Origin of the sequence: Catenulispora rubra, assembly GCF_015356825.1 — a bacterium.
Taxonomy (GTDB): domain Bacteria; phylum Actinomycetota; class Actinomycetes; order Streptomycetales; family Catenulisporaceae; genus Catenulispora; species Catenulispora rubra.
Genome location: NZ_JAACYW010000247.1, coordinates 1 through 17587 on the forward strand (window position 1 = coordinate 1; position 17587 = coordinate 17587).

At 71.2% G+C, this 17587-nt stretch carries 15 protein-coding genes and 1 pseudogene; 5 read left to right on the forward strand and 11 right to left on the reverse strand.

From position 1 onward, the window contains the following. Positions 1 to 95: 95 nt before the first annotated feature. The 3 genes and pseudogenes from tsaD to tsaB form a co-directional block, all read right to left on the reverse strand. Positions 96 to 812 (reverse strand): annotated as a pseudogene (tsaD, locus tag GWK61_RS41460) (tRNA (adenosine(37)-N6)-threonylcarbamoyltransferase complex transferase subunit TsaD); the annotation flags it as partial. Positions 813 to 817: 5 nt separating this feature from the next. After that, positions 818 to 1288 (reverse strand): ribosomal protein S18-alanine N-acetyltransferase, encoded by a 471-nt coding sequence (rimI, locus tag GWK61_RS41465; protein WP_194917236.1) that lies wholly within the window; start codon positions 1286 to 1288, stop codon positions 818 to 820. Positions 1289 to 1304: 16 nt separating this feature from the next. After that, a complete protein-coding gene (gene tsaB, locus GWK61_RS41470; RefSeq protein ID WP_194917238.1) occupies positions 1305 to 1961 on the reverse strand; it encodes a tRNA (adenosine(37)-N6)-threonylcarbamoyltransferase complex dimerization subunit type 1 TsaB in 657 nt (218 codons plus the stop codon). A gap of 34 nt (positions 1962 to 1995) precedes the next feature. Between tsaB and GWK61_RS41475 the strand changes: the two genes are divergently transcribed. After that, a complete protein-coding gene (locus GWK61_RS41475) occupies positions 1996 to 2637 on the forward strand; it encodes a hypothetical protein (protein ID WP_194917240.1) in 642 nt (213 codons plus the stop codon). A gap of 109 nt (positions 2638 to 2746) precedes the next feature. Here the strand turns inward: GWK61_RS41475 and tsaE are convergent, their stop codons facing one another. Then, positions 2747 to 3298 (reverse strand): tRNA (adenosine(37)-N6)-threonylcarbamoyltransferase complex ATPase subunit type 1 TsaE, encoded by a 552-nt coding sequence (gene tsaE / locus GWK61_RS41480; protein WP_228563801.1) that lies wholly within the window; start codon positions 3296 to 3298, stop codon positions 2747 to 2749. A gap of 28 nt (positions 3299 to 3326) precedes the next feature. After that, a complete protein-coding gene (locus GWK61_RS41485) occupies positions 3327 to 5057 on the reverse strand; it encodes a hypothetical protein (RefSeq protein WP_194917242.1) in 1731 nt (576 codons plus the stop codon). Positions 5058 to 5144: 87 nt separating this feature from the next. Between GWK61_RS41485 and GWK61_RS41490 the strand changes: the two genes are divergently transcribed. Next, positions 5145 to 8261: a lipopolysaccharide biosynthesis protein gene (locus tag GWK61_RS41490; RefSeq protein WP_194917244.1), complete on the forward strand. Its 3117-nt coding sequence runs from the start codon at positions 5145 to 5147 to the stop codon at positions 8259 to 8261. A 21-nt stretch (positions 8262 to 8282) separates the two neighbouring features. Here the strand turns inward: GWK61_RS41490 and GWK61_RS41495 are convergent, their stop codons facing one another. The 5 genes from GWK61_RS41495 to alr are packed head-to-tail and all read right to left on the reverse strand — an operon-like array spanning position 8283 to position 13707. Continuing rightward, on the reverse strand, positions 8283 to 10022 hold the full coding sequence (locus GWK61_RS41495) for a DUF2142 domain-containing protein (protein ID WP_323747996.1): 1740 nt from the start codon (positions 10020 to 10022) through the stop codon (positions 8283 to 8285). After that, positions 10019 to 10525: a DUF2304 domain-containing protein gene (locus GWK61_RS41500; protein ID WP_228563802.1), complete on the reverse strand. Its 507-nt coding sequence runs from the start codon at positions 10523 to 10525 to the stop codon at positions 10019 to 10021. Before GWK61_RS41500 ends, GWK61_RS41495 begins: the two co-directional genes overlap by 4 nt. After that, complete coding sequence (locus tag GWK61_RS41505) at positions 10522 to 11244, reverse strand: glycosyltransferase family 2 protein (protein ID WP_194917248.1); 723 nt, start codon at positions 11242 to 11244, stop codon at positions 10522 to 10524. Before GWK61_RS41505 ends, GWK61_RS41500 begins: the two co-directional genes overlap by 4 nt. A gap of 47 nt (positions 11245 to 11291) precedes the next feature. Next, positions 11292 to 12476, reverse strand: coding sequence for an alpha/beta fold hydrolase (locus GWK61_RS41510; protein WP_194917251.1), 1185 nt, complete (start codon positions 12474 to 12476; stop codon positions 11292 to 11294). Between the two features lie 52 nt (positions 12477 to 12528). After that, positions 12529 to 13707, reverse strand: coding sequence for an alanine racemase (alr, locus tag GWK61_RS41515; protein WP_194917253.1), 1179 nt, complete (start codon positions 13705 to 13707; stop codon positions 12529 to 12531). 104 nt (positions 13708 to 13811) lie between these two features. Here alr and GWK61_RS41520 point away from each other — a divergent pair, with 104 nt between their 5' ends. Continuing rightward, entirely contained in the window at positions 13812 to 14615 is an 804-nt protein-coding gene (locus GWK61_RS41520) for a GNAT family N-acetyltransferase (RefSeq protein WP_194917255.1), read from the forward strand. 495 nt (positions 14616 to 15110) lie between these two features. Next, entirely contained in the window at positions 15111 to 15356 is a 246-nt protein-coding gene (locus GWK61_RS41525) for a hypothetical protein (RefSeq protein WP_194917257.1), read from the forward strand. A gap of 88 nt (positions 15357 to 15444) precedes the next feature. Here the strand turns inward: GWK61_RS41525 and GWK61_RS41530 are convergent, their stop codons facing one another. Beyond that, entirely contained in the window at positions 15445 to 16947 is a 1503-nt protein-coding gene (locus GWK61_RS41530) for an NAD(P)H-hydrate dehydratase (protein ID WP_194917259.1), read from the reverse strand. A gap of 46 nt (positions 16948 to 16993) precedes the next feature. Between GWK61_RS41530 and GWK61_RS41535 the strand changes: the two genes are divergently transcribed. Next, positions 16994 to 17587, forward strand: a 594-nt coding sequence (locus GWK61_RS41535) for a DUF1707 SHOCT-like domain-containing protein (protein ID WP_194917261.1), incomplete at its 3' end; no start/stop codon positions are given.

Sequence of the window (17587 nt, forward strand, 5' to 3'; positions counted from 1 at the left end):
ACCCCAGACGATCACCGATCCCTGCGGCTGATGCCGGCATCGCTCCCCCGCCACCACCCGCATCAGAGCACAGCGATCCGCAAGCTCGCGTACGACGGGATCAGCACCCCGCGCGCGTACCGGCGTTCGACCCAGCGGGCGACGGCTGTCTTGAGGCCGGAGAAGGAGAAGTTCAGGGGGGCGTCGCGGGGGCCGGTGAGGCCGCGGGGGAAGGCGATGGCTTCGGGGTCGCCGTCGCGCGCCGCCTTGTCGATCAGGGGGCCGCCGGGGAAGCCGAGGCCGAGGACGCGGGCCACCTTGTCGAAGGCCTCGCCTGCGGCGTCGTCGATGGTCTGGCCGAGGGGCCGCACGTCGCCGGTGACGTCGGGGACGAACAGCAGGGAGGAGTGGCCGCCGGAGACCAGCATGGCGACGCAGCCTTCGGGGAGCGGGCCGTGTTCGAGTTGGTCGACGCAGATGTGCGCGGCGAGGTGGTTGACGCCGTAGATCGGCTTGTCCAGGGCCAGGGCGTAGGCCTTCGCCGCGGCGGCGCCGACCAGGAGCGCGCCGGCCAGGCCGGGGCCGGCGGTGACGGCGATCGCGTCGATGTCGGACAGCGCCACGCCGGCGTCGCTGAGGGCCCGCTGCACCGTCGGGACCATGGCCTCCAGGTGCGCGCGGCTGGCGACCTCGGGGACCACGCCGCCGAAGCGCGCGTGCTCCTCCACGCTGGAGGCCACCGCGTCGGCCAGCAGGGTGTTGCCCCGCACGATGCCGACCCCGGTCTCGTCGCAGGAGGTCTCGAAGCCGAGGACCAGAGGTCCGTCGTTCAGTGCCGTCACGCCATTGCCTTCCTCATGATCAGCGCGTCGTGGTTGCCGGGCTGGTAGTAGCCGCGGCGGATGCCCGCCGGCTCGAAGCCGTGGCGGACGTAGAGGCGCTGCGCGGAGTCGTTGTCTGTACGCACCTCTAGCCAGACCTCTACGCACTTCCTGCGTAGGGCCTCCTCTAGAAGCGCCTGCAGGAGGACCGCCCCGAGTCCCCGGCCCTGGTGCGCGCGGGCCACCGCGATGTTCTGGACCCAGCCCTCGACGGTGTCGGGGATGGCGCCTGGCTGGGCCATCAGGCCCGCGTATCCGGCCATCTCCCCGTCCTGCTCGGCGATGACGTAGTAGCGCGACTGCGGGACGTCCGCAAGCTCGGACCAGAACATCTCCACGGACCAGGGGTCCTCGGGGAACAGGTCCAGTTCGATCCGCCGCGCCGGCTCGATGTCCCACCAGCGGAACGGGCGCAACGTCGGGGCCATGACGCTCTCCACGCCGTCAGCTTGTGGAGACACGCTTGCGGGTGCCCGGCTCCACGGCGTCCGGGCGGCGCAGGTACAGCGGCTCCGGGAACAGGAGGGAGTCGGGGTCGCTCTGCAGACGCTTGATAGTGAGTTCCGCCAGAGCCGCAGCAGAGGGGTGACGGGGCGCGATCGCCTTAGGAAACGCCTCCGGGTAGAGGAGCGCGCCCTCCCCCGCGACCTGTAGGCCGGCGAGGCGCTCGGCGATGAGGGTGGGGTGCGCCACGTCCGGCTCGGTCGAGCGGGTGAGGTAGTCCGTGTACTGCGCCCAGTAGACCTCTTTGCGGCGCGCGTCTGTGGCCACTGCGAAGGGCTCTGCGCTCTCGCTCTGATAAGCGACCACGTCGAGGGTGCAGACGCCGTGCACCGGGATGCCGAGGGCGTCGCCGAGGGCGCGCGCCGTGACCAATCCCACGCGCAGTCCGGTGAAGGGGCCGGGCCCGACTCCGACGGCGACTCCTGTGAGCTCCCCCGGTTTGCGGCCGGCGGCGGTCAGGACCGCGGTGATGCCGGGTGCGAGGAGTTCCCCGGTGCGCCGCGCGTCCACGGTGGTGGACTCGGCGAGGACGTGCGCGCCGTCGTGCAGGGCGACGGTGATGGCCGGGGTGGCGGTGTCGAACGCGAGCAGGAGCACCCGCACAGCCTATCTTTCTGGCACCATACGACCCATGACCAGCCAGCAGCAGAACGCGCCGCGGTCCAGCGCGCGGGCGCGGCGCAGCCGCGTCAACCCGATGGCATCGGTCGCCGTGATCACAGCCGCGGCCCTGGTCGGCGTGGGCGTGCTGGCCGTGCAGGCGAACGGTTCGGCCCCGGACAAGGCGCCGGCCCCGGTGGTCGCCGCCAAGCAGCCGGTGGTCTCCACGAACCAGTCCGGCCAGGCGGTCGCCCCGGCTCCGGACCCGGCGCTGGCGCTGCCGGCGTCCAGCGGCAAGGGCAAGCGTGTGGTCTACAGCCTGTCCAAGTCGCGCATCTGGCTGGTCGGCGACGACGAGAAGGTCCAGTTGAGCGCACAGGCGGTCTCGGGCACCGTGGTGCCGGACGCGGGCAACTATGAGGTCGGGAAGTGGTACGCCACGCACCAGGGCGCCGACGGCGCCGCCGTGCAGTACGAGGTGCTGTGGGGCTCGAAGAAGAGCGGCGCCAACGAGTTCGCCTTCGACGCGATCGCCTCGCTGCCGGGCGACCAGTTGCCGTCCAAGCCAGCCTCGGGGACGAGGACCGGCGGGGTGCGGCTGACGCAGAACGACGCGCACGCAGTGTGGCAGTTCGCGACGACGAAGGGGACCGCGGTCGTCGTGGTGCCGTAGGGCGCCAGGCTGAGGGAAGGGCGCCGGGCAAAGGGCACGGCACCTGACGCGCCGCGCCTCACAGCACCGACCGTGCGGCGCCGACCACGCCAGCCTGCCGGTCCCGGTCTTAGCGCTGGTCCCGGTCCTCGAGCCCGGCCAGCTCGGCGTCGGTCCACCGCGCGCCGATCCCGCGCAGCACGACCCAGCGCACGTCGGAGTCCCCGGGCTCGTCGAGCTCCTCGGCGAACTCGCGCGAGATCACGATGTCCAGCCGGTCGTCGGCCAGGACCTCCGCCTTGCCCTCGCCCCATTCGACGACCGTCACCGACTGTTCGACGTCGGCGTCCAGGTCCAGGTCGTCGAGCTCGTCCAGGGAGCCCAGCCGGTAGGCGTCGACGTGGACCAGCGGGATCCCGCCCTCGGCCAGCGAGGGGTGCACGTGCGCGATGACGAACGTCGGCGAGGTGATCGGGCCGCGCACGCCGAGCCCTTCCCCGAGCCCCTGTGTGAAGGTCGTCTTGCCCGCGCCGAGGTCGCCGGTCAGCACCACGAGGTCGCCACGGCGCAGCCGCGCGCCGAGGCGCCGGCCGAGGTCTTGCATGGCTCCCGCGGTCGCGACGGGGGTCTCCAGGACGGGCCCGGGCAGCCCGGGGCCGGCTTGGTCAGGGATCACCGACATGGGTCCACCGTACCGGGCCCCGGGGAGGTCACGGAGCGTAGACGAGCGCCGTCACCAAGCCCGGGTCGGTGGCGGACCAGATCGGGTAGAGCGTGGTCGCCGTGCCCTGGTGCCGGACCCCTGCGCTGTCCTCGATGGAGAAGTCCACGTCTTCTCCGAAGGTTGTGGTCTGGCGTGAGTCGATCTGCAGCGTATTCAGCTGTGCAGTCCCTTGGAACGTGATCGTTTGTGAGAAGGCGGTCTGTTCCGGTCCGGTCATGGCGTTGACGCGGGTGATGGTGGTTCCGTCCTTGGCGCGGCGCGCGTAGTTCGGGTCTCCGGGGCCGGATACGCGGTACTTCAGGTCGTGGACCCAGTCGAAGGCGCCTTCGAGGGTGGTGTCCTTCTTGCTCAGGATGGCGAGCGCCTGCGTGAACGCGGCTTTAAGCGTTACCTCCGCACCGGGCTCTGCCAGAGGCCGTACCGCGTACTTCTGGCTGCCCTGTGCAGCGGAGAAGGAGGGAGACGCAGGAGTCGGGATCGTGGATCGGGATCCGCCGACCGCAGTGACGCCGATGCAGAGGCCAAGCAGCACTACGCACCCCACTAGTTGCGGGATCCATAGCGAGCGCCGCAAGTCGGGCTCTACTTCGGGTTCCCGTACAGAGGGGAACGGCGAGCCCATTTGGCCGAGTGCCCAGGCGGCGAATCCGCCGGCGGCGACCGCTGCGGCCGGGAACATGATGATCTCGTAGCGCATGCCCGCGCTGTATCCGACTCCTGCGGTGAGTACGTATGTGGCGGCCAGCGCTCCCCAGAAGGTGGCTGCGAGGTCTTTGGTGAAGCGGACCAGAGCCATGAGAAGGGCTGTGCCGAGCAACACATAGAGGAGCCGGTCGTCGTTCCACATGTAGTTCAGGTCACCTGTGGTGACTGTACGTACGTTCCTCAGGAGTTGGCGGACGACACCACCGAAGGTGGATTGGTCGCGCGTCACGATGCCCTGGGTATCGACGTGGGCGACCGTCCCCAGGATCAGCTGCATCCCTCCGGTGACGACGACGGTGACGGCCATCGCCCCGAGCCAGGGGTTGCGCCAGGTCCGTTCGCGCACCAGTGCCCAGGTCCAGCCCGCGACGCCCATCGCGGGCGCCAGCACGCCGACCTGCCGGGTCAGGGCCAGGGCGACGCAGGCCGCGCCGAGCCAGACCAGGTTGGCGCGGCTCACGCGGCGTTCGATCGGCAGGTTGGCGACGAGGACTGCGGACAGCGCTAAGGAGAGCGCGTCAGTAGTAGCCCAGACGAGGCCCGTCACGGTTGTGCTCAGGCCGAAGGCTCCGGCGATGAGCGCTGCTACCGCGGGGCCGTAGAGGCGCTGCAGAACGCACGCGGTGATCCATGAGAACGCGAGGATAGATGCGCAGGGGACGTACATGGTGCCGTTCTTCAGACCGGTCAGCCAGACGAACGGAATGGACAGGAACGGATACAGCGCGCGCGTCTTGACCATCTGCCAGGTGGGTTCGTTCCCTGCGAAGTACCAGGGCGCGAGGCGCCAGCCGGCGACGGCGCGGCTGCGGGCGATGGCGTCGCTGACCGGGTGGCCCATGTCGCGGGCGGTCATGGTCAGGTAGTAGCGGCTGTCGGGAGGGTGCAGCCAGAGCCCGCGGGTGGCCAGGGTGTAGGCGATCGTCAGTGCGAGCGGGGCCAGGACGAGGACGAGCGCGCCGAGGCGGACCCCCAGCACATCGTGACGCCAGAGGTTGGCGGCTCGTCGCATGAGGGGCATATACCGCTTTTGAGGCTGATTACCCGCGTTCCGGCCAGGGCATGATCGGCGCCGAGGACTCCCGCACCGGAGGTGAGCATGAGGGCCTCCGTCGGGATGGCGGCGGGGCTGCTCCTGGTGGGCTTGTCAGGGTATGTGTTCCTGGCGGTCACCGGGCACTCCTCGACGCCCTCGGACGCCGCCGCGCTGTCTTCGCTGTACTTCCTGGCGGGGCTGGTGACGCTCGGCGTGTTCGTCGGTTTGGAGCAGGAGACCAGCCGCGCCACGAGTCGGGCGGTGGCCGAGGGACGGGCTCTGGCGCCGGTGGCGCATAGGGCTCGGCGGCATGCTGCGTTCTTGTTCGGGATCACTGTCGTCGTCCTGGCCGCGCTCTCCCCGGTGTTGGTCTCTGGGCCGCTGCGAGGGCAGTGGGACCTGTTCGGCGCGCTGGTTCTGGCCGCTGGGGTGGGGGCGGCCTGTTATTGGGTGCGCGGGATTCTCGGCGGACGGCAGGAGTTCCACGGGTATGCCGCGACGCTGGCCACGGAGGGACTGGGGCGACTGCTCCCGTGCGTGGCGGTGTTCGTGACTACTGGTCGGGGCGGATCGGCGTGGGGCTATGCGCTGGCTTTCGCCGCTGCGCAGGGGTTGGCGACGCTGGCAGGGCTGTGGTGGCTGCGGGAGGGGTTCGAGGACGCGGGGCGGGACTGTCTGGATGTCGAGGTCTCGGCGTTCGAGACCGGGGAGCGCTCGGCGGCCGGAGGGCTGGCGCTGTTGGTCGCCGGCAGTTTGCTGATGCAGTTGGTGGCGAACTTGCCGCCGCTGGTCGCCAGTACGCGGCTTACGCACTCTGATGCGGTGGCGGCTGCGTTCGGGCAGGCGTTCGTGCTGGTGCGGATTCCGCTGCTGTTGATCTCGCCGATCCAGGCGATGTTGCTTCCTGATCTCACCCGTTCGGCGGCGCGCGGGGATCATGCGGCGCTGCGGGGGCGGGTGCGCTTGGCGCTCGTGGCGGTCGCGGCGCTGGGGGTCGTGGGCACAGGGGCGTTGGCCGTGGCCGGGCCCTGGGTGCTGCGGGTCTTCTTCGGGACGAAGGCGGAGTTGTCACACGAGTTGTTGGCGGTGTTGGGGGTCGGGACGGTCTTTCTGATGGCGTCGGCGATCCTGCAGCCGACGCTGGTGGCCCTGGATCGGCATCGGCTGGTGCCGATGGCCTGGGGCGCGGGGGCGGTGGTGCTGGCTGTGTTGGTGGAGTTGCCGGTGGATCCGCTGCATGCGGCGGCGGCCGGGGGTCTGGGTGGGCCGGCAACGGTGGTTGTGGTGATGGGCGTGGGGCTGGTGAGGGTGCTGCGGGAAGCGCGGGGAGAAGCAGTGGCGGTAGCGGGGGACACGACCAGCTCGGCAACCAGCTCAGCAACCGACTCCGCAACCAGAACCGTGACCAGCTCCGCGACAAGCTCTGCGACAAGCTCTGCGGTTGGCGCTGCGGCCGGCTTTGCGGTCAGCGCTGGGGCCGGGCCCGGTGCTGCGCTCGGCGCTCTAGGCGGCCGCGAGCCGCGTGACCGGCGGCGATCTCGGTCGTTCCCCCGGCGGCAGGGCCGATCGGGTCCGGAGAGGCAGGGCGCGATGACCAGCGGGACACCGGGGCGGTGGCCGGGAGGCGGGTTCAGCCTGCGGCGGGTCGCGAGGCCGGCCGGTGAGGTGGCCGCGGCGCTGGTCGGGGCGTTCGCGATGCCGGTCGCGGCGCGGTACGTCGATGTGGATCCGCTGGACCGGACGGGGCAGGTCAGTGCGCTGGCGGCGTTGCAGGTGCGGTTCACGGCGCTGGGGATCGTGCTGCTCGCGCTGCTCATCGGCGCGCACCGGTGGCGTGGGGGCCGGCACTACGTGCTGGTGAAACACCTGGTCTGCGCCGCTCTCGCGGGGCTGGCGTCGGGGTTCCTCGCCGGCGGGATCGTGGTGGCGCTGCGGGGGACGCCGTGGCCGCTGTTCGGCCTGTCCGGGGACACCGGGCGGCTGGTGCAGTGGTCGGAGTCGATCGTGCACGGGCACGGCAATCCGAACCCGACGTATCCGCCGCTGACGCTGCACGCTTTGGCGTGGTGGGCGCAGCTGTTCCACCACGGGGACACCGCGTCGGCGTTCCGGGACCTGGAGATCGGCGGGGCCGCGATCACCGGGCCGGCGGCGTATCTGGCGTGGCGGTTCGTGTTGAGCCCGCTGTGGGCGCTGGTGGTGGGGGTGGTGCCGGCGTACTCGATCATCGACCCCTACAAGCCGTACGGCGCTGTTGTGATGATCGTGCTGCTGCCGGTGTTCGTGGCTTCGGTGCGGCACACGACGCGCGTCGGGGACATGGCGTGGCGGCGGGTGTTGGTCAGCGCATTGTTGCTCGGGCTCCTGTATTCGGTTCTGTTCCTGACCTATCCCGGGTCGTCACTGTGGAGCGCGCCGGGGTTGGTGGCGGCGGTGCTGTTGCTGTTCCCGTGGTCGAAGGCGCGGGTCGGCAGGCTGCTGGCGTTCATCGGAGTGACGGTCGGGGTGTTCGGGCTGCTGTGTGGCTGGTACGTCAACGACCTCATCGGGCCCGGGAACGTGGATCGCGCTTATGGCTTCGACGCCTATACCGACCCTGCGTTCTTCTCCATGTGGCGCACGGACATGCCCGGAGACGTAGGGCAGTGGCCGCCGCCGGGCGAGTTGGCGGGGTTGGGGCTGTTCAGCGTCCTGACGTTCGCCGGGCTCGGCGTGGCGCTGTGGCTGGGGTGGCGGCGGCCGTTGGCGGTGACCGTGGCGTGCGTGTTCGCCGGGACCTGGCTGTGGCGGATGGAGATCGCGTCGCGGATGTGGGCTACCGGCACGGTGCAGCTGTGGCCGCGCACCGACAACCAACTCCTGTACTGCATCCTCGTGTTAGGCGCTGCGGCGACAGCCTTCGGCGCCACGCGGCTGGGGTCCTGGCCGCCGCTGCCCTCGCGGCTCGGGGCACACGTCGGGGTGCTGGCCGCGGTGCTGATGGTGCTGGGGAGTGCGGCGTCGTCGGTGTCCGACTACTGGATGCCCGCTAAGACGAACAGCTACAAGATCCTCGCCTATGTGTCGCAGACTATGCGCAAGCCCGATGGGACCTGTCCCAAGTACGCGCCGAACCATGAGTGCTCGGCGACCGGGGACCAGTCCTGGATGAACAACTTCGCGGGGCCGCGGAACCACTGACTGTTCAGCTTTGGGGGCCGTTCAGCTAAGCGTTGTGGAAGCCGGCGGCGGATGCCACAGGACGTCCCGGCGCCGTACTGCGACAGCTGCGATCAGCACCAGCAGTCCGATCGAGTAGACGATCCACCACATGATCCAGCCGCCCGGCGGGCTCCACTGGATCGGGGTGATGCCGTACTTCCTCCAGCCGCCGTGCGCATAGCGCGTCATCGACCAGTAGAAGGCCCCTAGGCCGGCCAGAGCAAGCACGATCGCTGACGCCGTCGGCACGCGCCGCTCCAGCGCGCCGGGCAGGTCCGCACCAACGCGGCGGGCCATCAGGAGGCCGGCGAGTACCGGCAGGCCGAGCGCCCAGGCGAGGATGTAGCGCCCCTGCCAGCCGATGCCGAAGCGCTTGGCCTCCAGCAGCTGCGCGATGATCGGGATGGCGACCGTGCCGACGGTCAGAGCCGCTACCACTGCTACCTCGCGCCAGCGCGCTACGCCGAACGCGCACAGGATGAGCAGCCCGGCGACGGCGTACCAAGCGATCGTGCTGCCCGGCGGCAGGGCGACGTCGAGCCACCCGAGTTCGCCGACGATCTGCATGACGTAGGTGCCGGAGCTCCAGAACACCTCGTTGAACACCACTGCCGGCGTAAGGGTGGGGAACGACAGGTTGGACGTGGTGAGGCCGTCTGCATAGCGGCTCCATAGGAACGCCGCGACACCGCCGAGGACCAGGACGCCCGTCATGATCTGCACGGCGCGGAACCGGGCCAGCCACGCGATCTTGCGCGGTCCGGCCACGATCACCAGAGCGACCAGGATGGACGCCACGAACGCGATGCCCAGGCTTCTTGTGTTCGCCAGTAGCGCTCCCCCGATGGCGAGCCCTATAGCGCGCCGCGTTACTTGACCGGGTTTCGGGTCGTCGTCGAGCGCCAGGGACATGCCCGCGGTCCAGGCGAGTACCGCAGCTGTGGCCTCCATCCCGTTGGAGTTCACGGTGCCGCTGAGGAAGAGCGCCATGGGCGTGCCTGCGGCGATGACGCCGAGTAGCGGCCAGCCGGGACGGCGCCAGCCAGCGGCTATGCCGACTGCTGCTGCGAGGAGTCCTGAGTTGAGCAGTGCGGACGCTATGCGCATTCCGTATAGCGCGCCGACTCCAGGGAGCACCAGGCTGGGGAGCCCTACAGGGAAGTAGTAGGCGGGGTTGTAGTTCCCTGCGGAGGTCTCGACGATCGCTGTGGAGTTGTCGGTGCCGAACTTCTTACCGCACGCCGCGGAAAGGAACGTATTACGGAAGCACGCGGACATCGCGTCGAGAGTGCCGTACTTGGCGGGCAGCGGATAGCCGAGCCAGGTCTTCTCGAAACCGCCGCTGATCTCGTGGCGGGAGGTGGAGTTCACGAACTCGCCGCGGGCTGTCGCGGCTGCTTTCACCATGTGCGAGGGCTCGTCCGGGGATGTGGACATCGGGGAGGCGAAGGCCCAGCCGGTGGAGACCAGGAAGAAGCCGACCAGAGCTAGTAGCCATGGACGGTTGAGGACCCTGAGGACTCTGGTGGTGCTCCGGCGTGGCCAGGACGGCCGGCGAGATCTGGTGGGGAGGATCGGGACGGCTGCCAGGTGCGGTATGGGACTCGCCGGAACGGCCGGGGAAACCGGAGTCGATGGAGCCGCCGGAAGCCCTGCCACCGGGTTCGAGCCTGGTTCCCGGCCAGGTTCGGGTTCCGGAAGTGGCTGCGGCGGCGGTTCGAGCGCGCCGGATCCGCTCACCGGGCAGTTCCCCCGGCCGATCCGCCGGTGAGCGGGGGCAGCGGCGTCGCCAGGCCGGTCGGCCCGGCGGCGTCGGTCATGGCCGCCGCCTCCCGCTCCGGACTCACCGGACTCACCGGACTAGCCGCACTCACGGCACGCACGGCACGCACCGGACGCCCGAGCCGCTGCGCATTCAGCTCGGTCGCGTCGCGCACCGCGATGACCCGGGCCAGCTCGGTGAACCGCGCCTCCTGCGTCTTGAGCCGGAAGTAGGTGTTCACCGACACGAAGACGAACGCCACGGTCAGCGCGTAGAGCACGAGGTCGGTGCCGCGGCCCACGCCGACCTTGTGGGCCAGGGAGTTCACCCAGTTGGGGCGCAGGATCGCGACCACCATCAGGGCGATGAAGACCAGGAACGCCAGCCGCTTCAGGGCTCTGGTCTGCACCGAGTACCAGTGCCGGATGAACAGCAGCAGGAAGCCGGCCGCGATCACCAGCAGGATGGCCTGGATGATCATGGCGTCCTCCGCGACCGCAGGGAGAGGTCGAACAGGATGTTGACGCCGTTGATCAGCGACTGGCCCTTGGCCTTGGAGTAGTCGGTGTAGAGCACGGTCACCGGGACCTCGGTGACCTCCAGCTCCGAGCGCGCCAGGTAGTCCACGATCTCCGAGGCGTGCGCCATGCCGTTCATCGTGATCTTGAGCTGGGAGGCCGCGGCCCGGTTCAGGACCCGCAGGCCGTTGTGCGCGTCGGTGAGCTCCAGGCGGCGGGCCGCGGGGCTGAGCGCGGCGACGGTCTTCAGCAGCGCGCGCTTCACCCACGGCACATGCACGGTCCCGGTCAGGAAACGCGAGCCCAGGGCCACGTCGGCGCCGCCGTCACGGACCGCGCGCACCAGTTCGGCGGCGTCCTCCACGCGGTGCTGGCCGTCGGCGTCGAAGGTGACGAAGTACTCCGAGCCCTCCTGCAGCAGCGCGTACTCCAGGCCGGTCTGGAGCGCGGCGCCCTGGCCCAGGTTCACCGGGTGGCTGACCAGGTGCGCGGCCGTGCGGACGATGTGGTCGGCGGAGTCGTCGCGCGAGCCGTCGTCCACGCACACCACGTTCGGGAACGTCGGCAGGACGCCTGCGACGACCTCGGCGATCACCGAGCCCTCGTTGTAGACGGGGATGACGACCCAGACGTCGTCGAACTCCGAAGTCCCAGCCGAACCGGGAGCCTCCGCTGTCTGCACAGCTCCCAGATTGTGCGGTCATCGCAGGAAGCGCACCGTGATTAGGCCTAATGGCTTGATGTGCCCGAACCCGCGGCGTCCGGGCGCGCCGTGTCCAGGCGGGCCAGCACCCGCCGGATCGCCCCGTCCACCGCGTCGGGGTGCTCCAGCGGCAGGACGTGCCCGCCGGCCGGGACGATCTCCACGCCGGTGCGGTGCGCGTCGTCGGGCGCGGCGGCGTCGATCTCGGCTGCCATCCGCTCGCTGTGGAACGCCGGGGTCAGCAGGTCGTGGTCGCCGACGATGATCTCCACCGGCACCCGGCCCAGCGTGGGCAGCGCGGTGGCCTTGTTGTGCGCGGAGAAGGTCGGGAAGAAGTCGGCGATGACGTCCATCGGGGTGCTGGACAGCATCTCGTCGGTGAACCGGACGAGCCCCGGGGGCACGTCGGAGGCGAAGGCGTAGCGGCGGGTCAGCAGCTGCGCCAGGTCGGTCCCGGCGCGGCGGGTACGGTCCACCAGGGTGTGGCCGCGGCCCAGCAGCGCGAACACGCCGGGAGCGGTGCGCTGGAACAGCTGGGCGGCGCGCGCCGGCAGGCCCAGCGTCATCTCGTTCCAGTGGCCGTCGGTGGTCGAGCACAGCACCACGCCGCGCACCCGCGCGTGTTCGCCGCCCTCGGGCCCGCCGAACAGCTCGGGGTGCTCGGCGGCCAGCGCCATGATCGTCATACCGCCCATGGAGTGGCCGATCAGGACCACGTCGCCGTCCGGGCACACCGCCTCCAGGACGGTGAACAGGTCGCGCCCTATCTGGTCGATGGTGTGCGAGGCCGGGGTGCCGCGCTCGGAGCGGCCGTGGCCGCGCTGGTCCCAGAACACGCAGCGGTTGGTCGCGGCGAACTCCGCGCGCTGGTAGTGCCAGGTGTCCTGGTGCAGGGCGTAGCCGTGGCAGAAGACCAGGGTCGGGCCGGCCGCGGCGCGCGGGCCGCGGCGGCGGGCCCAGCCGGCGCCGCCGCTGAACAGCTGCGGGCCGTCGACCTCGACGTACAGGCCGACGCCGTCGTCGGCGCGGACCGTCAGGGGCTTGCCGCGCAGGGTGCCGTAGGGCTCGGCCAGGCGGCGGGGTTCGGCCAGCCGGCGGACGGCGCGGCCGATGGTGGCGCGCTCGATGGCGAACCCGGCCGCCGCCCCGGCGGCGATCACGCCGACCGCGGCTCCCGCGATCCCCGCTTTCTTAGCGGTGCTGACTGCCATGACACCCCTTCCGCTCGACGGCCCTCGCGGTGTTCACCGTCGGCCCCTTACGTCACGAGTTCCCGACGTAGACCCGCGGGACACGCGGACCGATGCGCGTGACGATCTCGTAATTCAACGTCCCGGTCGCCCGGGCCCAGTCGTCGGCCGTCGGCTCGCCGTGCTCGCCCGACCCGAAAATCAGAACCTCGTCGCCGACCTGCACGTCACGGTCCGCATCGGGGTCGCCGAGGTCGACGACGAACTGGTCCATCGCCATCCGCCCGGCGATCCGGTGGCGTCGGCCGCCGATGAAGACCTCGCCGACGTTGGAGGAGTTGCGCGGCAGGCCGTCGGCGTAGCCGAGCGGGACCAGGGCCAGGGTCGTGGGCGCGGCGGTGTGGTAGATGTGCCCATAGGACACGCCGTGCTCGGCTGGGGCGTTCTTGACCAGCGCGACGCGCGCCCGCAGGCTCATCGCCGGGCGCAGGCCGAAGTCGGCGGGGGTGGTGTCCGGCAGCGGCGAGAGGCCGTAGAGCGCCAGGCCGGACCGGACCAGGTCGAAGTGCGCCTCGGGCAGGCTCAGGGCGGCCGGGCTGTTGGCGATGTGGCGGACCTCGGGGCGCAGGCCGGCGTGGTCGGCGACGGCCAGGGCCTCGCGGAACAGGTCCAGCTGGGAGCGAATCGAGGGGTGGCCGGGCTCGTCGGCGCAGGCGAAGTGCGACCAGACGCCGGTGACCCGGATGTGGCCGGCGGCCTCGGCCTTGGCGGCCAGCTCGACCAGCTCCAGCCAGTCGTGCGGCTGGGTCCCGCCGCGCCCGAGGCCGGTGTCCGCCTTGAGCTGCACGCGCGCCGGGATCCCCAGGCGCTGCGCGGCCGCGGTGATCTCCTCCAGGACCCAGGGGGCGTAGCCGGTGACGTCGATCTCCTGGACGATCAGCTCGTCCCAGGGCCCGCCCGCCGGGTGCAGCCAGGCCAGGATCGGGCCGGTCAGTCCGGCGGCGCGCAGCTCCAGCGCCTCCTCCGGCAGGGCGGTGCCGAGCCAGGCGGCGCCGGCCTGCTTGGCGGCGCGGGCGCACGGCACGGCGCCGTGGCCGTACGCGTCGGCCTTCACGACGGCCATGACCCCGGCGCCGGACTCGGCGACGATCTGGCCCACGCGGCGCGTGTTCGCGCGGATCGCGTCCAGGTCGATCCGCGCCTCGGCCCGCAGCGGGCCGGGCGGAAAATCGGTGGCGGTCAGGTCTGTCATCGACGGTAGTCTGCCAGGCCGTCGCGGTCTTGATGGTGACACCAGGTCGCCTTCGGCCGGGGCCGGGCCCTCGCGGCCCTGCTCATCAGTGGGGGTTCTTGATTTTGGAAGCGCTCGAAGCGAAGGTCAACCGCTACCTGCACGGAAACGCTCGCGCCCGGGCGCTGAACGAGGCGTGTGGGCCGTTCCACATCGGCTTCGACGCCGGCAACGCCAACCCCTTCCTGAACTACGCGGTGCCCGAAGCCGGCGCTGTTGTGACGTCCGAGGACATCGAGGCGTTGCTCGCGGCCTTCGCCCGACGGGAGCGGACGCCGCGCCTGGAGTTCGCGCCGGGCGGGGCACCGGGGGTGGAGGAGGCCCTGCTGGCGGCCGGATTCGAGGTGCAGCAGCGGTTGCCGTTCATGGTGGCGACGGCGGCAGAGCTGGTCGGGCCTGGCGTCGTGGACGGCGTCGAGGTGCTGGTGCTGGACAAGTCGGCGACGGACGCGGAACTGCGCGGGGTGGCGCTGGCGCAGCGGGAGGCATTCGGGGATTCGGACGAGCCGCAGGACGACGCAGACTTCTCCGATGATGTGATCGGCATGCGCGGCACGGTGGACGCCGGAAGGTTCCTGGTGCTGGCGCGCGGGGCCGCGGGCAGCGCCGAGGCCGGCGTGCCGATGGCCGGCGGGGGCAGCGGCTCGGCGAACTCGGGGACGACGGAGATCGGCGGGATCGCGACGCGTCCGGCTTTCCGGCGGCGCGGGGCGGGGGCCGCGGTGACGGCGGCTCTGGCGCGGCATCTGCTGGAGGCCACGGGGCTGGACTGCGTGTGGCTGTCGCCTGCGGGGCCTGATCAGGAGCGGTTGTATGCGACGGTCGGGTTCCGGAGTCTTGGGGAGATGCTCTTCATCTGGAAGCCCTGAGATTCGGTGACGGGCCAGCCTGACTGGCGATGTCGTTGGTCGGGTCCGACCGGACCATGCGGGGTGTTGGTTCTGGGTCCCTCGCCGCGTCGGCGGGCGAAGCCAAGCTGGCCGGCCTGGGGGTGTCAGGCCGAACGAGGCGCCACCACAGCAACAGCGATACGGCTTGACGCCCCCAGGCCGGTCTGCTTCCGTAAGGCGACGACGCGGCGAGGGACCCAGAACCCGGCGACCACAAGCATGACCGCCACCAAACAACGCAACGCAGGCAACAGCGGATAGGAAGCCGAACAGTCACGGACCGCCGCCAAACTACCGGACGCGCGGGTCGCCCCTCGTCGAGGAGGCCCGCCAGAGGCCTCAACGCACCCACCAAACGCTGCCGCCACCCGCCCACATGACGCGTGCGCAGTGACTCGGACCCACGCGCGGTCGTGCTCGCAAAAACCGCCACCCGCCAACCCGCCATGCACAGACTTGAACCAGTGCGCGGTCGTGTTCGCGAACACCGGCGGCCGCCAGCGCAACCTGTGGGGCACAACCGAACTGCGTCCCCTGCGAGGCCATCCAACCATTGGCGAAGCCGTAAAAATCGCCTGTAAAACCCCAGACCGACCGCACACCCAGCAGCGTGTCGGCACCAAGCAGAAGTCCGACGCGCTTTTCATGCCCGCGACCGTGGTGATGCAGGCGGAGTGCGATGACGCGTTCCGCGGGCGGTCGGGAGTGTCACGACACTGATCTCGCTGGGGATCGTGCCGCTGACGATGGTCGAGGTGCTGGGGCTGCTGTGTCTGCTGTCGCGGGGATTCCGGAGTGTCCGGGCGCCTCAGTGAGCGACGCGCGCCGCGGTGAGGGCTTCGACCAGATCGCCCGCGATGAGCTGGCGGCCGGGGTGGCGGCGTTGGACGTCGAGGGCAGCCTGGCCGTGCAGATGAGCGGCGACGCTCGCGGCGTCCAGAGGGTCCAGTCCGGCGGCGAGTAGGCCGCCCGCGAGGCCTGACAGGACGTCGCCGGAGCCTGCGGTGGCCAGGGCCGGGGTGCCTGCGCGGTTTACGCGGACAGTAGGAGTTCCCGGATCGGCGATGAGCGTCGTCGAACCCTTCAGCAGCACCGTGCAGCCGAAGCGGTCCGCCAGTTCGCGCACGGCGGCCAGGCGGTGGGCCTCGATGTGGTCAACGGTCCAGGGCGCGTCGTCAAGGAGGCGCGCGGCTTCGCCGGAATGCGGCGTGAGCAGCGTCGGATGGGAGCGGTCGAGGGGCTTGTCGGGCTGGCCGAGCTGCTTGAGGGCGGTCAGGCCGTCGGCGTCGACCAGGACCGGGAGGTCGGTGGCCAGGGCCTTCGCGACGCGGTCAGCGCCGTCGGGGTCGATGCCGGGACCGACGACCCAGGCCTGGACCCGGCCGTCGCCGATCAGGACTTCCGGATAGCGGGCCAGGACGCCGGCGTTGACCTCGGGCTCGCCGACGAAGCGGACCGCGCCGACGCCGCTGCGCAGGGCCGCGCCGGTCGCGAGGACGGCGGCGCCGGGGTAGCGGGGGGATCCGGCGGCCAGGCCCAGGACGCCGCGCCGGTACTTGTTGCTCTCGGCGGTGGGGTCCGGCAGGAGGGCTTCGATGTCGGCGGGTTCGAGGGCTTCCAGGACCGGGGCGCCTTCGAGGTACGGCGCCAGGCCGATGTCGACGAAGCGGAGGTCGCCGACGTGCTCGGCGGCCGGGGAGATGAGCAGGCCCGGCTTGTAGGTGCCGAAGGTGACGGTGACGTCGGCGTGGACCGCGGGGCCGGCGACTTCGCCGGTGTCGGCGTCGATGCCGCTGGGGAGGTCCACGGCGACGATGAGCGGACGGGGGTCGGCCGCTTCGATCCGGTCGAACAGCGATGCCGCGGCGGGGCGGAGGCCACCGTGGCCGCCGATCCCGACGACGCCGTCGAGGACCAGGTCGGTGTCGGTGTAGCGCCACTCCCCCGCGGTGCTGACCCGGCCGCCGGCGGCGCGGAGGGCTGCCAGGCCGGCGGCGTGGGCACGTGCCTCGTCGAGCAGGACGGCCTCGACCTTCGCGCCGCGACGGGCCAGGCGGGCGGCCGCGTAGAGAGCGTCGCCGCCGTTGTCGCCGCTGCCTGCGACGACGAGGACGCGCGCGCCGTAGACACGCCCGACACGCTCAACACGCCCGACGCGCCCGTGGGCGCCTCGCCGGACGCCTCCCAGGAGCCGTACACACTCCGACGTCAGCCCGGCGACCGCGCGCTGCATCAGCTCGCCGTCGGGCAGGCGCGCCATCAGCGCCGCCTCCGCGTGCCGGACCTGGTCCACCGAATGCGCCGTCAGCATGCTTCCACCCTGTCACGGCCCGGCGTGCCTCGCTAAGATCCTCGGCATGTCTGGGGAGGAAGCGCTGTCGCGCGCCGAGATGCGCGCGTCACATGAGGACCGTGACATCGTCGTGGACCAGTTGCGGGTGGCGGCCGGGGACGGGCGGATCGACGGGGACGAGCTCGACCAGCGGATCGAGGCGGCGATGACCGCGCGGACGTACGGCGAGCTGGACAAGCTGATCAAGGATCTGCCGGCGTCGGCGCAGCAGGTGGGCCCGGTGCGGCGGACCGAGGCGGAGGCTTCGCAGAACATCACCATCTCGCACGGGAACACGCACAAGCGCGGCGCGTGGCTGGTGCCGCGGCGGCTGAACGTCGCGGTGCGGCACGGGAACATCCTGCTGGACTTCACCGAGGCGGTGTTCAGCGGCCCGCGGGAGGTCGAGCTGGCGCTGGATCTGCGGCACGCGAACCTGCGGATCATCGTGCCGGCGGGGACGGCGCTGGACACCTCGGCGCTGGCGACGCGGCACGCGAACGTGGGGCAGCCGGACCTGGGGCCGGCCGGGCCGGAGGCGATCCGGCTGACGATCAGCGGGCAGGCGGAGCACACGAACCTGCGGGTGCGCCGGCTTTCGCGGTTCGCGGAGCGGCGG